The 11,514-nt window shown below is 62.5% G+C and carries 11 protein-coding genes and 1 pseudogene; 7 read left to right on the top strand and 5 right to left on the bottom strand.

What is annotated here, in order from left to right; genetic code table 11:
• Position 1: 1 nt before the first annotated feature.
• A pseudogene (locus AC0L3O_RS28785) lies at positions 2–287 on the bottom strand (GIY-YIG nuclease family protein).
• Positions 288–871: 584 nt separating this feature from the next.
• Between AC0L3O_RS28785 and AC0L3O_RS28790 the strand changes: the two are divergent.
• Positions 872–2,293 carry a DEAD/DEAH box helicase gene (locus tag AC0L3O_RS28790; protein ID WP_287240813.1) on the top strand — a complete coding sequence of 474 codons (1,422 nt, stop codon included), beginning with the start codon at positions 872–874 and terminating at the stop codon, positions 2,291–2,293.
• 101 nt (positions 2,294–2,394) lie between these two features.
• Here AC0L3O_RS28790 and AC0L3O_RS28795 read toward each other — a convergent pair whose 3' ends face one another.
• Positions 2,395–3,369, bottom strand: coding sequence for an alpha/beta hydrolase (locus AC0L3O_RS28795; protein ID WP_023799260.1), 975 nt, complete (start codon positions 3,367–3,369; stop codon positions 2,395–2,397).
• Positions 3,370–3,464: 95 nt separating this feature from the next.
• Positions 3,465–4,286: an SDR family oxidoreductase gene (locus tag AC0L3O_RS28800; RefSeq protein WP_128169084.1), complete on the bottom strand. Its 822-nt coding sequence runs from the start codon at positions 4,284–4,286 to the stop codon at positions 3,465–3,467.
• A 214-nt stretch (positions 4,287–4,500) separates the two neighbouring features.
• Between AC0L3O_RS28800 and AC0L3O_RS28805 the strand changes: the two genes are divergently transcribed.
• From AC0L3O_RS28805 to AC0L3O_RS28830, 6 genes are all read left to right on the top strand, one after another.
• Complete coding sequence (locus AC0L3O_RS28805; RefSeq protein ID WP_077377624.1) at positions 4,501–5,535, top strand: cysteine synthase A; 1,035 nt, start codon at positions 4,501–4,503, stop codon at positions 5,533–5,535.
• A complete protein-coding gene (locus AC0L3O_RS28810) occupies positions 5,535–6,278 on the top strand; it encodes an alanyl-tRNA editing protein (protein WP_287240815.1) in 744 nt (247 codons plus the stop codon). Before AC0L3O_RS28805 ends, AC0L3O_RS28810 begins: the two co-directional genes overlap by 1 nt.
• Before the next feature lie 51 nt (positions 6,279–6,329).
• A complete protein-coding gene (sseA, locus tag AC0L3O_RS28815; RefSeq protein ID WP_023799256.1) occupies positions 6,330–7,181 on the top strand; it encodes a 3-mercaptopyruvate sulfurtransferase in 852 nt (283 codons plus the stop codon).
• A 5-nt stretch (positions 7,182–7,186) separates the two neighbouring features.
• Positions 7,187–7,750 (top strand): GNAT family N-acetyltransferase, encoded by a 564-nt coding sequence (locus AC0L3O_RS28820; RefSeq protein ID WP_023799255.1) that lies wholly within the window; start codon positions 7,187–7,189, stop codon positions 7,748–7,750.
• A gap of 112 nt (positions 7,751–7,862) precedes the next feature.
• Positions 7,863–8,669, top strand: coding sequence for a 4-hydroxy-tetrahydrodipicolinate reductase (dapB, locus tag AC0L3O_RS28825; protein WP_287240817.1), 807 nt, complete (start codon positions 7,863–7,865; stop codon positions 8,667–8,669).
• A gap of 77 nt (positions 8,670–8,746) precedes the next feature.
• Complete coding sequence (locus tag AC0L3O_RS28830; protein WP_023799253.1) at positions 8,747–9,214, top strand: DUF1203 domain-containing protein; 468 nt, start codon at positions 8,747–8,749, stop codon at positions 9,212–9,214.
• A gap of 221 nt (positions 9,215–9,435) precedes the next feature.
• Here the strand turns inward: AC0L3O_RS28830 and AC0L3O_RS28835 are convergent, their stop codons facing one another.
• Positions 9,436–10,737, bottom strand: a complete 1,302-nt coding sequence (locus AC0L3O_RS28835; protein WP_287240818.1) for an outer membrane protein — start codon at positions 10,735–10,737, stop codon at positions 9,436–9,438.
• Positions 10,738–10,938: 201 nt separating this feature from the next.
• Positions 10,939–11,514 (bottom strand): alanine dehydrogenase (locus tag AC0L3O_RS28840; RefSeq protein WP_473617303.1); only part of this gene is annotated, 576 nt, incomplete at its 5' end.

Below are 11,514 nucleotides of genomic sequence, written 5' to 3' on the forward strand. Positions count from 1 at the left end.
GCTACCACCCGGTTCCGCGAAAAAGCTCGAACCACTCCGGTGGCCTTCTCGATCAGCTCGATCTTCCACTGGCGCGGCCAGCGCTTCAGCGACTTCTCCCGCTGGATGGCGTCTCGAATATCGAAGTGCTCCTCGTACCAGACCAGACGCTGCGCGCCGTAGCGGCTGGTGAAGCGCGAGCCTTGGCCGGATTTATGCTCCGGCATGCGGCGGCCTAGGTCGTTGGTGACGCCGATGTAGATCGTGCCACGCTTTTGGCTCGCGGTCATGTAGGCATAGCCGGTCATGGTAGAAGGTTAGCTGGCACCGTTGCGGACGCAAGCGCCATTCTGAGCCGCTGCATTTTTCGGCCTGGGTAACGGCATGGATCCTAGGGTCTGCGCCGCGTCGCTTCGCTCCTTGCTTCGCCCTAGGATGACGAAGGCGCGGATTGGATCTGGCCAATCGCCAGCGTATCGGGTGAAAGACACTCAAATAGAAGTTCTGTTCGTCCAGCATGGGGCGAGGGAATGGCCGGCTGAAGTTTGAGCAGACGTTCACGGCTGCTCTTCTTGACTGGTTCGCTGCGCTGCAACATGACGGCCCTTGCATTTCGCGGCGAACTGGGCCATATGCGGCGGCATAGGCGCTTGGGCCGGACTATCCGGCCTTCTCGACGAATGAGACTGGTTGCGTCTGTTTTCCCTCTTTCCGACATATCGGCAAGGCGGCGAAAAAGCCCCGCGGCATGATGCCTGCGGGCACGACAGCGCAGCCGTGCGGACGATAACGTCCGCCCGCCTTGTCGTTTTCATGACAGTTTTTTCGACGGCAGGTTGCGCCCTGCCGCCATCGATGTTTGCGGCCAGGAGCCGCGTGAAAGAAGAATATTTTGACCAACGAAAACACTCTGACCGGCAAGAACACTCTGCCCGGTAAAGACACTGGGGAACTTTCGGGTTTCGCAGCACTTGGCATTACGGGCGCGCTGCTCAGGGCGACCCATGGCGCAGGCTTCACCGAGCCGAAGCCGATCCAGGCCCAGGCGATCCCGCCGCAGCTGGAAGGCCGTGACATTTTCGGCATCGCCCAGACCGGTTCGGGCAAGACCGCGGCGTTCGCGCTGCCGATCCTGTCGAAGATCATCGCGCTCGGCACCAAGCGCCGGCCAAAGACCGCTCGTGCGCTGATCCTGGCGCCGACGCGTGAGCTCGCCGTGCAGATCGAAGAGATGATCAAGCTGCTCGCCAAGGGCGCGCATGTCTCGACAGCACTCGTGCTTGGCGGCGTCTCGCGCTTCAGCCAGGTGAAGAAGATCGCTCCCGGCGTCGACATTTTGATTGCCACGCCCGGCCGGCTGACCGATCTGGTGCGTGAGGGCGACCTCGTGCTTGCCGACACCAAATGGCTGGTGCTCGATGAAGGCGACCGCATGCTCGACATGGGCTTCATCAACGACGTCAAGCGCATCGCCAGGGCGACCGCGCCGGACCGTCAGACGGTGCTGTTCTCGGCGACCATGCCGGCCGAAATCGCCGAGCTGGCGAAAGGCCTGCTGAAGAACCCGATCCGCGTCGAAGTGGCGCCGCACAGCACTGCGGCGGCCGAGATCGTACAGGGCGTCGTCTTTGCCCGCACCAAGCAGAAGCGCCAGGTTCTGGCGACGATGCTCGCCGACCAGGCGATGAAGTCCGTCATCATCTTTTCGCGCACCAAGCATGGCGCCGACAGGGTGACCAAGGATCTCGAGCGCGATGGCTTCAAGGCCGCCGTCATCCACGGCAACAAGTCGCAGAACGCCCGTCAGAAGGCGCTGAACGATTTCCGCGAGGGTTCGGTGCGCATTCTTGTTGCGACCGATATCGCGGCGCGCGGCATCGACGTGCCCGGCATCAGCCATGTGGTGAATTTCGACCTGCCGGACGAGGCAGAGAGCTATGTCCACCGCATCGGCCGCACCGGCCGTAACGGCATGGACGGCATCGCCATCACGCTTTGCGACCCGTCCGAGAACAGCAAGCTGCGCCAGGTCGAGCGCATCATCCGCACCAAGCTGCCGATCGTTGCCGATCATCTCGGCAGTCCCGACCCGCAGCGCAATCCTGCCGAAAAGAACGAGCGCAGCTTCGAGCCGGCCAACGACCGCAGCGGTCGTCGCGACGGCAGGCGGCCGGGCGGCCACAACAACGGCAACAAGCGCTTCGGCGACAAGCCGGCCTTCGCCGGCGAGCGCAAGCCGGAAGGCGCCAAGGCGTTCAAGGGCAACAACAAGCGTCGTTTCGGCGGCAAGCGGCCAGCAGCGCGGGCTGCGTAACCAGATAGTGCATCCGGCCCGCGCCGGTCGGCTCGGCCCGGCTGCTCACAATTGAAAAAGGCGATCGGAGCGATGCTTCGGTCGCCTTTTTCGCCTGAGACCTACTTCACCACCGCCTGTACCCACACGACAATGCGCTGCGCCAGGAAAGCTGTGGTTGCTGGCGACAGCGCGTCTCCGGCAATGACATGATTGTCCCGATCGCCGGTATCGTCGACCGGCACCAGTTCGTGCGCCGCGCCCCAGCGCCCGGCGATGTCGCGGGTGCGGTCCGGCCGCACGATCTTGTCCGAATCGGAAAAGATGAACAGGGCAGGGATGGTCGCCTTCTCCACCGGCGCGCCATTGGCCAGCTCGGTCAGCGCCACCATCGGCAGCGTCGCCGCGATCGGATAGCGCCAGGTCCAGAATTTTTCGTGCAGCGCATTGCGCGGCACGAAGCTGCGCTCCTTGCCGGCGACCAGCTCGGCGATCTCTCGGCCCCACGGCATGGTCAGAAGTTCGGCGCCGGAAGCCTTGACGCCGAAATTCGGCGAGATGAATGCTATGGCCGCCACCCCGTCCGATGCGCCCGGCTGCGTCGCAGCCCAGGCTGCCAGCGAGCCGCCGGTCGAGGTGGCGATGACGATCACCTTGTCGCCGATCGCTCGGCCGATGGCGAGCGCTTCCTCATAATCGTTGATCCAGGCGTTGACGCTGCCGTCCGCCATCGCGGCACCGCCCTGTCCGTGACCGGTGAGACGGGTGTAGTAAAGATTGGCGTCGAGCCCTTCGGCCACCTCGTCGGGAAGCGGACGAACCTCGCCCTTCGACGCCGAAAAGCCGTGGATGTAGACGATCGACAGCGGCGTCCTGGCGTGAACCATCGGATTGACCCAGATGATTTCCTTTTCCAGCCCGTCGTGGATATCAGGTACGGCCGCCTCCTTGCGTGCCAGGTAGGCTTGCGGGTCATCGCCGATCACGGAAGGATCGAAGCGGATCGTGATGTCGGCTGGGGCGCGCGGGCCGAAGACGTAGGCAAGGACGAGAATGACGGCGAGACCCAATACCGCAAGCACGATCCGTCGCCCCATCGCAGACTCCATGCAATTAATCTCAACCTATGGCCACGATGGCAAACAGGCAACGACGTCCTGCCGGCGGCGGGAGCGCCAACTTGATGGCCGGTCTATTCGCTCGGCGGCTTGCGGTCGAAATTCAGCGGACGCGCCTTCCAGCGGGTCGCGGTGCTGATGACCCATCGGCAGAACGGTCTCGGCAGGATTCTGAGCAGCTTCAGGCCCCAGCACAAGCGCCACGGGAAGGTGACTTCGAAGCCGCCGGATTTGATGCCGCGCGCCATGCGGCGCGAGGCGCGATTGACGGGCATCAGCCCGGGCATCGGCAGCAAATTCTTCTCGGTCAGCGGGGTGTCGACGAAGCCCGGGTTTATCACCTGGATGCGGACGTTCATCTTGTCGAAATCGTACTTCAGCGACTCGGCGAGGATATTGATCGCCGCCTTGGTGCCGCCATAGGCGGCCGTGGTCGGCCAGCCGAAATAGGCAGTGACCGAACCGACCAGGACGATATGGCCGCGCGCGCGGACGCGCATGCGCTCGATGACCGGCACCAGGCCATTGATGATGCCGAAATAATTGACATCGAAGGACTGGCGAAATCCACGGGCAGTGAGGTCTTCGCCGACGGTCGCAATATAGCTCCCGGCATTGAACACGGCCAAGACGATCGGGCCGAGATCCTTCTCGATCGCCGCGACCGTCCTTGCCATGCGTTCTTCGTCGGTGACGTCGCAAGGATAGGCCGTGACGTGGCCCGGCATCTGCGCCGTCTCGACAACAAGCGTGTCGATCGGATCGTCGTCGAGCGCCGTCACCGCGACGACATAGCCTTGCGCCGCAAGGTCCTTGGCCAGTGAACGGCCGATGCCGCTGCTGCCGCCGGTAATCCAGGCGACGCCGTGCTTCGGGTCGGCCCGATAGAGTGTCATGCTATGCCCTGCGACTTTTTCTTAGCCTGTGCTCTAGCGGTGAAGAAATCGGATGAAAAGAGCGCTTTTCAATGGTGAGCTTCAATGATTGGCTCAACGCAACATCTGTTTTAGGAAATTGCAGCCCGGAAATGCCGCTGGATCAGGCAAATTCTTGCCTTGAAACCCAAGCTTCGGGTTTCTAGGGTTCGGCCGCAAGCATAAAGGAATCTCCATGCCCCGTTCTGTGATCGAAGCGATCGGCAATACGCCTCTGATCCGCCTCAACAAAGCCTCGGAAGAAACCGGCTGCGAGATCCTGGGCAAGGCCGAATTCATGAATCCGGGCCAGTCGGTCAAGGACCGTGCCGCGCTGTTCATCATCCGCGACGCCGAGCAGCGCGGACTTTTGAGGCCGGGCGGGGTGATTGTCGAGGGGACGGCCGGCAACACCGGCATCGGATTGACGCTGGTTGCCAAGGCGCTTGGCTACCGCACCGTAATCGTCATCCCGGAGACGCAAAGCCAGGAGAAGAAGGACACGATCAGATTGCTCGGCGCCGAGCTGATCGAGGTGCCTGCCGTTCCCTACAAGAACCCCAACAATTATGTGAAACTGTCGGGCCGTCTGGCCGAGCAGATGGCCCGGTCCGAGCCGAACGGCGCGATCTGGGCCAATCAGTTCGACAACGTCGCCAACCGTGATGGCCATACCCGCACCACGGCGGAAGAAATCTGGGCCCAGACCGGCGGCAAGGTCGATGGTTTCGTCTCGGCGGTCGGCTCCGGCGGAACACTGGCAGGGGTCGCCTTCGGGCTCAAGGCCAGGAGCAAGGACGTCAAGATCGCGCTCGCCGATCCGCTCGGTGCGGCGCTCTACAGTTTCTACACCAGCGGCGAGCTGAAATCCGAAGGCAGCTCGATCACCGAAGGCATCGGGCAGGGGCGGGTCACCGCCAATCTGGAAGGGTTCACGCCGGATTTCTCCTTCCAGATTCCGGACGAGGATGCACTGCCGATCGTCTTCGACCTGATCCAGGAGGAAGGCCTGTGCGTCGGCGGCTCGACCGGCATCAACATTGCCGGCGCGATCCGGCTGGCACGTGAGATGGGTCCCGGCCATACCATCGTGACCGTGCTTTGCGACTACGGCACGCGCTATCAGTCGAAATTGTTCAACCCGGAATTCCTGCGTCAGAAGCAGCTGCCGGTGCCGGGCTGGATGGAACAGCGGAGCACAATCTCGGTGCCGTTCGAAAAGGTTGCGTGATGGCTTACAGGACGGATGCCCTGTTTCGCGACGACGCCTATCTCAGGACGGCTGATGCCGTGGTTGTCGCCGTCAACGACCGTGGCGGCATCATTCTGGACCGGACGATCTTCTATGCCACGTCGGGCGGGCAGCCTGGCGATACGGGCACCCTCGAACGCGCCGACGGCAGCCTGATCGCTGTTGCCGCCACCATCACCGGTGAGACCAAGGATGACATCATCCATGTGCCGCCGCCTGAGCAGGCGGTGCCTGAGGTCGGTGAGCCGGTAAAGCTTGCCCTCGATTGGCAGAGGCGGCATCTTCTGATGCGCATGCACACAGCCTGCCACTTGCTTACCGTCGTCTGCCCGTTCCCGATCACCGGTGCCTCGGTTTCCGAGGACGACAGCCGTATCGATTTCGATATTCCGGATGCCGGCTTCACCAGGGAAGACGTGACGGCCCGGCTGATGGAATTGGTGCGGGCCGACCACCCGGTCTCTGTCAGGCTGATCACCGACGAGGAGTTGGCGGCCAATCCGGGACTGGTGAAATCGAAGAATGTTCGGCCGCCGGTCGGCACGGGCAAGATCCGCTTGGTCTGCATTGGCGAGAACGCCTCGATCGACAGCCAGCCTTGCGGCGGCACTCATGTGAAGAGCACTGGAGAAGTCGGCGAGATACATATCGGCAAGATCGAGAAGAAGGGTCGCGAGAACCGGCGCTTCCGAATACGCTTTGGACCAATGCCGCCGGCCTGATAAACAGCCGGCCTGATAAACAGATTGTCGAAGGCGGGCAGGAGAAGAACAATGGCCGAAGACAGCCCTTTCACCGTCGATGCGGACTGGTTGCAGAAGCGCCTCGGCGAGCCTGGCCTGACCATCGTCGACGCGTCCTGGTATTTGCCGGCGCAGAAACGCGACGCGCGCGCCGAATATGACGCAGCGCACATTCCGGGCGCCCGTTTCCTGGATCACGATGCGATCTCGGATCCTGATTCCCCACTGCCGCACACGCTGCCGTCGCCGCAGCATTTCGCCCAGTATGTCGGCGCCATGGGCATTTCGGCCGACGACACCATCGTTGTCTATGACGGCCCGGGCTTCTTCTCGGCGCCGCGCGCCTGGTGGATGTTCCGTGTCATGGGGGTGTTCCAGGTCTACATATTGGACGGCGGCTTCGATCGCTGGAAAGCGGCTGGACGGCCGGTGACGGCGGAGCCGACGAAGATCGCGCCTTGCGTGTTCCATGCCGACTTCGATGCCGCTCGCGTCGCCAGCCTGGCCGACATGCGCCGGATCGTCGAGACCGGAGAAAGCCAGATCGCCGATGCGCGTTCGCCTGGCCGGTTTGCCGGTACCGAGCCGGAGCCTCGCGCCGGCGTCCGCTCGGGCCATATGCCCGGCGCGCGCAATGCGCCGTTTTCGGCGCTTGCCGAGGATGGCGAGTTGCTGTCGAAAGACCGGTTGCGCAAGGTGATCGAGGACGCCGGCATCGACCTGTCAAAGCCGGTCGTCACCTCTTGCGGCTCAGGCGTTACGGCGGCGGCGATCACGCTGGCGCTCGAGACGCTAGGCCACACCGACAACAGGCTCTACGACGGTTCATGGACCGAATGGGGTGGGCTTGGCGATACGCCCGTCGTGACGGGCAAGGACTGACTGTGATGGAAAACGGCGCGCTTGACGACATCGAGGTCACGGTGACGTTTCTCGAAATGCATGCGCCGCCAGCCTATTCGCCGCCGCTGCCGTACAACCGCCAGATCGCATTGCTAAAAACCAAGGACATTCCGCTGCATTTCTACCGCTATTTGATGGATCGGGTGGGCCGCAAATGGCACTGGGTCAATGTGCTGAGGCTGAGCGACGAGGAGCTTTCTGCCGGGATCCATCGCGAGGACCGCGATATCAGGGTGCTGTATCTCGACGGCTCGCCGGCCGGCTTTTTCGACCTGAAGCCACATCTGCCGGGAGAAGTGGAACTGGCCTATTTCGGCATGATGGAGCACGCCACCGGCCAAGGCATCGGCCGCTGGTTCCTGGGTGCGGCGATCGACGCCGCCTGGTCGCACGGACCAAGGCGGGTGACGGTGCAGACCTGCACGCTCGACCATCCGGCGGCATTGCCGCTCTATCAGAAGCTCGGCTTTGAACCGGTCGCGCAAAAGAAGGAGATGGTGCATCCAATGACCTTCGCCGAACGTGCGGCCAGCGTCATGCGGCCATGATTTTCTCCGCAGACTGAATTTCATCGATGCTTCAGCTCGGAGGCAAACTGTTGGAGCGTTCGCCACGCATCCAAGGGAACGCGTGGCGCTCGAAATGGCGATGGGAGGATCAATGACGATTCGGGTGGTGATGGCCGGTGCGACCGGCTGGGTCGGCAAGGCACTGGTTCCGGCGATCGGGGCGCAAGGCGACATGGCGCTGGCCGGTGCCGTGTCACGCAGCGGCGCTGGGCAGGATTCAGGCCTGCTGGTCGGCCTGTCGGCAAACGGCATCATCGTTGCCGCCTCGCTGGCCGAGGCAATGGAGGTGCCCTCGGACGTGCTGGTCGACTACACCAAACCGGATGTCGTGAAGGACCATGCGCTGCTGGCCATCGAAAACGGACGGCACGTGGTGATCGGCACCTCGGGGCTGGGTGCGGCCGATTTCGGCGAGATCGATGCTGCAGCCCGCGCCAATCGTGTCGGCGTCATTGCCGCCGGCAATTTTTCGATCACCGCCACGCTGATGAAGCGGTTTGCCCTGATGGCGGCGAAATACGTGCCGGATGTCGAGGTCATCGACTATGCCAGCGCCAAAAAGCCCGACGCGCCGTCCGGCACGGCGCGCGAGCTTGCCGAAGCGCTGGCCGATGTCCGCAAGGCTTCGACCGCGCGGCCGGTCTCGGAGGTCTCCGGTGTGCCGGGAACGCGCGGTGCGGCGGTTGGCACGGGCGAGGGGGTGCAGGTGCATGCGCTTCGCCTGCCTTCCTACATCCTGTCCTGCGAAGCGCTGTTCGGCCTGCCCGACGAGCGGCTGACCATCCGCCACGACGCCGGCTCGTCCGCTGCCCCTTATGTGGCCGGGACGCTGCTCGCCATCCGGCGGGTACAGGAGATCACAGGGCTGGTGCGCGGTCTCGACGCGCTGATGGACTGATCCAGATTGGCAGGAATCGGGTGGGAAGCGCTGGCGCAGCGACGTAATTTCCGGTCGATGACATCGGAGATTTCACCATGACCATCCAGTTCAAGGCCTTGCCCACGGAAGGCGTCAGAGCTTTGCAGCGCGGCGGGCCGGACGCCTATGGCCTGATCCCAGAGCGGAAAATATCCGACGGTGACGGCGTGCCTTGCCGCCACTGCCTGAAGAACGTCGCCGCTGGAGAAGCCTACCTTGTCCTGGCTTATCGGCCATTCCCGCAATTGCAGCCTTATGCCGAGACCGGCCCGATCTTCCTCCATGCCGAGCCTTGCGAGCGCGCTGCCGAGGCCGAGGCGCTTCCCGAAATTCTCGAAGGCAGCGACTACATCGTGCGCGGTTACGGCAGCGACGATCGCATCGTCTACGGCAGCGGCGGCGTCATCCCAACGGCCGCTATTGCGGCACGGGCCGAGAGTTTGTTCGAGCGCGACGACATCGCCTATGTGCATGTTCGCTCGGCACGCAACAACTGCTATCAGTGCCGGATCGAGCGCGCGTGACCGGATCGGTCGCAGCTGTCGTACGCCTGTCGCAATGTCGCGTTATGGAATGATTGTCGATCGATTTGCCGACCGCGGATGAACCGGCGGGAGATCTCGATATCAGAGGAAGCGGGGCTTTGGCTCCGCTTTTTTGCTGCCTGCATTATATTTCTTTACCCAAAGAAAAAGCCCGCCGGAATGACCGACGGGCTTTGACTGTTGTCTGGACGGCTCGAAAATTAGTTGAACTTGTACTTCGCACCAATGCGGACGGTATGGAACGAAGGCGTCGAGGTGAGAGTGTCGTCCGGCAGCCCAAGTTCCGACGAGAAATCCTCCTCGGAGAACTGCGAATAGCGGTACTCGAGGCCGACGGTCACGTTGCTGGACATGGCCGTTTCCAGACCACCACCCACCGAGAAGCCGCTGGAGTCCCAATCGAGGATATCGCCGATCGGCGAAGACGCGTTCAGATCGAAGTGCTGCCAACTGTAACCACCGAGCACGTAGGCGAGGGTTGATTCGTTAACTTTCATACCGACGCGGGCAAGCACATCGAAGCCGTAATCGGTATCCAGATTGATCGATCCGCCTGGAAGTTCCAACTCGGAAGTCATGCCGGAGTAGCGGGCATCCACCATGACACCTGCGACCCAGCTGCCGAAATCATGGTCATAGCCGACGTTCAATTCGCCGAACACACCTTCGCCGCCGAGCCCGTTGAACTCGAGCCCGCCAAGCGGCGGAACCTCGATCTGATGCACCGACGCACCCGCGCCGGCGGCGCCGCCGACGTAGAAGCCGGTCCAGTTGTAGGCAGGCGCTTCAAAAGAGGCGACGCCGCCATTCTGGGCGCCAAAGCGATAGTTGGCCCCGACCTGGAACGTATGCCGCGACGTGTCGATATTGAGGGCGCCATCCGGCAAACCGAACTCGGAAAGCAGATCATCATTGGTACCGAAGCGGGTATAGCGATATTCTGTCTTGATGGTCCAGTTGCTGTTGATGGCCGTTTCAACGCCGGCTCCGACGAAGTAACCGCTCTGGTCCCAATCCAGGTCAAAACCAGCGTTGGTGTCGAGTTCGTATTTCTGCCAGGAATAGCCGCCGAGCACATAGCCCAAAGTGTTCGGCGTGAACAGGTAACCGGCTCGCAAACCAGCGTCGAAGCCGTAGGTCTCTTGGACCGAAGCCTCTAGTCCAGCTACATCGAGCGTGGTTTCAATGTTGCCGATATGGGCGTCCAGGAGTCCGCCGATCAGGAAGCGCGGCGACACCATATAGTCGTACCCAACGGTCAGTTCACCGTATACGCCTTCACCACCAATGCCGTTCAACGAGAAGCCCGGAAGGAAATCGCTGCTGAGCTCGTGGACATTGGCGCCGGCGCCAACGCCGAAGCCGACATAGATGCCACTCCAGTTGAAGGCCGACGTTTCGACCACCGGCACAAGCGCGTCGGCGGCCTGAGAAGCCGATCCGAGCGCCAGTACGGAAACCGCGCCAAGAAGAAGAGATTTTGCGAATCGTTTGCTGGTCATTGCCCCTGCCTTTTGAAAAACCCGTCAGCCGTCTAGCACCTGCCCACGCCGGCGGATGTAACAAAAAAGCCACAACAATGACACATTGCAAGCAAAACGGGTAAAGCCGGCCGGCCTAGCGCAGTTCGTGAAATTTTCTTGTGGAAAAAAGAGCCGCCGGGGGCGTCGGCGGCTCTTTCGGGAGAGGATCGAGCGGCGGGTTCAGGCGGCGAGAACGGCCTTCGGCTCGACCAGTTCATAGCCGAGCGATTCGGCCACCGCGCGGTTGGTGATCTTGCCCTTGTGGACATTGAGGCCGTTGCGCAAATGATGATCGTCGACCAGCGCCTTCAGGCCTTTGTCGGCGAGCTGCAGGCCGTAATGCAGCGTCGCGTTGTTCAACGCCTGGGCCGAGGTGACCGGCACCGCGCCCGGCATGTTGGCGACGCAATAGTGAACGACGCCGTCGACCTCATAGGTCGGGTCGGCATGAGTTGTGGCGTGCGAGGTCTCGAAGCAGCCGCCCTGGTCGATGGCAACATCGACCAGCACCGAGCCCTTCTTCATTCCCGACAGCATTTCGCGCGAAACGAGTTTTGGCGCGGCGGCACCCGGGATCAGCACGGCGCCGACGACGATGTCGGCCGAAAAACATTCCTCTTCCAGCGCCTCGACCGTCGAGTAGCGGGTGTGGACGCGGCCGCCGAAGATATCGTCGAGTTGGCGCAGCCGCGGGATCGAGCGGTCGATGATGGTGACGTCGGCGCCAAGGCCGGCCGCCATCCGTGCGGCATGCAG

The sequence above is a fragment of the Mesorhizobium sp. WSM4810 genome (assembly GCF_055811235.1).

Excerpts from the sequence above, each read along its gene's own strand:
- AC0L3O_RS28810 (WP_287240815.1), top strand. The coding sequence starts at position 5,535 with ATGGCTTACAGGACGGATGCCCTGTTTCGCGACGACGCCTATCTCAGG.
- AC0L3O_RS28805 (WP_077377624.1), top strand. The coding sequence starts at position 4,501 with ATGCCCCGTTCTGTGATCGAAGCGATCGGCAATACGCCTCTGATCCGC.
- AC0L3O_RS28830 (WP_023799253.1), top strand. The coding sequence starts at position 8,747 with ATGACCATCCAGTTCAAGGCCTTGCCCACGGAAGGCGTCAGAGCTTTG.
- dapB (WP_287240817.1), top strand. The coding sequence starts at position 7,863 with ATGACGATTCGGGTGGTGATGGCCGGTGCGACCGGCTGGGTCGGCAAG.
- AC0L3O_RS28795 (WP_023799260.1), bottom strand. The coding sequence starts at position 3,369 with ATGGGGCGACGGATCGTGCTTGCGGTATTGGGTCTCGCCGTCATTCTC.
- sseA (WP_023799256.1), top strand. The coding sequence starts at position 6,330 with ATGGCCGAAGACAGCCCTTTCACCGTCGATGCGGACTGGTTGCAGAAG.
- AC0L3O_RS28820 (WP_023799255.1), top strand. The coding sequence starts at position 7,187 with ATGGAAAACGGCGCGCTTGACGACATCGAGGTCACGGTGACGTTTCTC.
- AC0L3O_RS28835 (WP_287240818.1), bottom strand. The coding sequence starts at position 10,737 with ATGACCAGCAAACGATTCGCAAAATCTCTTCTTCTTGGCGCGGTTTCC.
- AC0L3O_RS28800 (WP_128169084.1), bottom strand. The coding sequence starts at position 4,286 with ATGACACTCTATCGGGCCGACCCGAAGCACGGCGTCGCCTGGATTACC.